The 2,593-nt window shown below is 61.0% G+C and carries 2 protein-coding genes and 3 pseudogenes; all 5 read right to left on the minus strand.

Annotation, left to right across the window (positions count from 1 at the left end; all coding sequences use genetic code 11):
- The coding region (locus tag RT424_RS24285; RefSeq protein ID WP_313443455.1) for an alcohol dehydrogenase catalytic domain-containing protein at nucleotides 1-510 on the minus strand (510 nt) is incomplete at its 3' end.
- A 466-nt stretch (nucleotides 511-976) separates the two neighbouring features.
- Nucleotides 977-1,402 (minus strand): annotated as a pseudogene (locus RT424_RS24290) (IS110 family transposase); the annotation flags it as partial.
- A gap of 200 nt (nucleotides 1,403-1,602) precedes the next feature.
- A pseudogene (locus RT424_RS24295) lies at nucleotides 1,603-1,923 on the minus strand (ATP-binding protein); the annotation flags it as partial.
- Nucleotides 1,924-2,068: 145 nt separating this feature from the next.
- The gene (locus RT424_RS24300; protein WP_048938886.1) at nucleotides 2,069-2,407 is read right to left on the minus strand and encodes a chaperone modulator CbpM; all 339 of its coding nucleotides are present in this window, start codon (nucleotides 2,405-2,407) and stop codon (nucleotides 2,069-2,071) included.
- Nucleotides 2,404-2,593, minus strand: a pseudogene (locus tag RT424_RS24305) (J domain-containing protein); the annotation flags it as partial. The gene RT424_RS24300 and the pseudogene RT424_RS24305, both read right to left, overlap by 4 nt.

Consider the following 2,593-nt stretch of genomic DNA (forward strand, 5'->3'; position numbering starts at 1 on the left):
CAGTTCGACGCCATGCCAACCCGTCGGGAAGATGTCGGAGAGCATGACATAGTCATCCTCCTTCCCCTCGGCGTCCTCGGGCAGCTTCAGACAATTGAAGTCCGCATAAGGTACGCGCATCATCTCGGCCTGGCCACCTTGCCACGGACCCATCTCGGCAAAGCCATACGCTGCGCCGGCGGTTCCAGGGTTGGTCGTGAGGCAGAAACCCGTCAAACCCCGTTCGCAATTTTCGCAGAAACCGCAACCGACGTTGAACGGCAAGCACACGCGATCGCCCTTCTTGATACGATCTACGGCAGCGCCGACTTCGACGACCTCGCCAAGGTTTTCGTGACCGAAGACCCTGCCCTTCTCGAAGCTGGTACGGCCCTCATACATGTGAAGGTCCGACCCGCAGATATTGGTCGTGGTCAGCCGGATGATAACATCGGTTGGCTTTTCGATCTTGGGATCATCGATGGTATTGACGGAAACGTCTTTGGGCCCGTTGTACACGACAGCTTTCACGGATCTTCTCCTTTTGTAGCTCTGCTCTGGGCTTCATCAGATCGAGAGCTTGCTGATGATCCGGACCAGCGCAAAGGCGCATTGCATCGCATCTTTCCAACCGATGTCTGTCTCCTAAACCGCCTGATGCCTGAGCGGTTCCTTCCCGTTCGGCAGTTCTAGGATCGATTTACGGCGGCTTTTCGATTGCCTGGGGCAGGACGATCTAAAACGTATGGCCCGCCCCGTCGGCAAGGGGTAAATTCGAGATGGCATGATGGTCTGCATCAACGTATCCGGTCTCAAGGCTGAAACCTTGGCCAAGATGGATATCCGCACAGTCTGGTCCTCATAAAAGCGCCGGTGCCGGGCACCACATTTAGAACCAGGTTTCCAGACTGCCGGTACGACCTGTTATGCCATCTTCAGTTCACCTCACGCAGACAATGTGAGCGTCCGGCGTTGTGCCGCCGGCTATCTCTGATAATCAGGCGGCGGCGGGGGCCTGCCGATCGAAGTCCTTTTCATGCCGCAACACCGCCCATGCAATGCGCGCCAGTTTCGCCGCCAGCGCCACCACCACGACATTGGGATGGGCACGCGCCAGCATAGCCTGCAACCATGTGCCGAGCTGGTTCGGTTTGGCGGCGAGATGCGGCATGGCAGCACGAGCACCGTGGATCAACTGCTTGCGCAGATAGCCGTTTCCGCGCTTGCTGATCCCGAGCAGCTTCGTCTTACCTCCGGTTGAATACTGTCGTGGTGTCAGACCAAGCCATGCCGCCAGATCGCGGCCTTTGGCGAAGGCGCTGCCGTCACCGATTGCGGCAAGCAGCGCAGTCGCGTTGATGACGCCGATGCCCGGGATGGTTGCCAGCCGCCGCGCCTGCTCATCCTCTCGTGTCAGCGCCGCTGAGTTCGTCGTCGTACTCCTTTATGTCAAACGGCGTGCAAACGGGACCCCATATCGGCGTTGAAGAGGGACCCCCTTTTCCGGGATTGAGCGGAGGGTTGTGGGGAGCGCCCTGCGCTGTGTGCGGCGGAGGTCGGGCGTAGCCCGGCCGGAGGCGCACACAGCGCAAGTCGGTTTTGAAGATGTGGTGAGAGTGGCGGCTAACTGCGGTTTTTGAAGCGCCAGCTGTCATTGCCGGTCTCGACGATATCGCAATGATGCGTAACGCGGTCGAGCAAGGCGGTGGTCATCTTGGGATCCCCGAACACGGTAGGCCATTCGCCGAAGGCGAGGTTGGTCGTGATGACGACGCTGGTGCGTTCATAGAGCTTGCTGATCAGGTGGAACAGCAACTGGCCACCAGAGCGCGCGAACGGCAGATATCCAAGCTCATCGAGCACCACCAAGTCGAGCCGCGACAGCTGTCCCGCCAGGGTCCCGCCCTTGCCGATCCGGGTCTCCTCTTCGAGGCGTGTCACCAGTCCTGTCCTTTTAACAGGCGTTCCACAGTCTTCCCCGCTCTTTCCGCCGACTTTCCCACTGCGCGCGAACCAGGCGCGTCTCTGGTGTGCCTTTGGCGATAATCCCCATCTTGCTCGCGCCTATGGGCGGGCGGCGACTGGCCAACTAGGGCCGGCGCTTGCCCAGGCGATAGTAGCGCCGGCGGAGGCGGCTCCCACGCCGGGTCACCCTGCCCTGCCCGGCAGGTCCTGCTCGCTGCATGGTCTCGAGCGCGCGGCGTAGGCCATGGATCTGGTCGAGCAGGTGGAGAACGATCTCGATGCCTTCGTCGTTAATCCCGAAATCGCCTTCCAGCTGATGAATGAGCCGTGCTCTGGCGGCATCCATTTCCGAGAGCTGCAACGTGCCGGAGTGCTCGGCGACCAGCCATTCGCGCTCGATCCAGGTCGTCAGAACCTTCCGTGCGATACCCGTGCGCTGCACGAAGTCGTCCAGGTCGATCATCGGCTTGTCTCCCGCGGATTGTGTGCCCTGCCCGCCTCCCAGCTTTTCACGAAGGCTTCGAGCTCCGGATCGGTCGGCTTGGGCAGTACGATCTTGAGCCTGACCAGTTCGTCGCCGCGACCGCCGCCTGCACGCGGGGCCCCCTGCCCCTTCAGGCGCAATGTGCTGCCGCTGTTCGAACCGGCC

Source organism: Novosphingobium sp., assembly GCF_032093395.1.
GTDB lineage: Bacteria > Pseudomonadota > Alphaproteobacteria > Sphingomonadales > Sphingomonadaceae > Novosphingobium.

Bases quoted from the DNA above. Each gene is read 5' to 3' on its own strand.
- RT424_RS24300 (WP_048938886.1), bottom strand. From the start codon at position 2,407: ATGATCGACCTGGACGACTTCGTGCAGCGCACGGGTATCGCACGGAAG.